Consider the following 249-nt stretch of genomic DNA (forward strand, 5'->3'; position numbering starts at 1 on the left):
GTTAATGGCTATCGGTAAAGGCGATGAAACCGCTGTATCGCTGCCTGAGATCTGGTCTGCGCCGTATACCGTTCCCGTCGTCCGGCAGGAACTGAAGCACTTTTTCCGCGTAACCATTGAACCGGTGCAGCTTGCTGAAGAAATTCAGCGCGTTCAGGGACTCTGGTCTTCATTCTCCACGCAGCTTTGCGTGCAACCTCAGCCTCCACGACCGCCTGTCAGGCAGCTTTCCCGCTGGCATCTGGCACT

Annotated in this window: 1 pseudogene; it reads left to right on the forward strand. The window is 56.2% G+C overall.

Annotation, left to right across the window (positions count from 1 at the left end):
- Nucleotides 1-249, forward strand: a pseudogene (locus tag FDX19_RS25160) (class I SAM-dependent methyltransferase); the annotation flags it as partial.

The sequence above is a fragment of the Citrobacter sp. wls619 genome, assembly GCF_005281345.1.
Taxonomy (GTDB): Bacteria; Pseudomonadota; Gammaproteobacteria; order Enterobacterales; family Enterobacteriaceae; genus Citrobacter.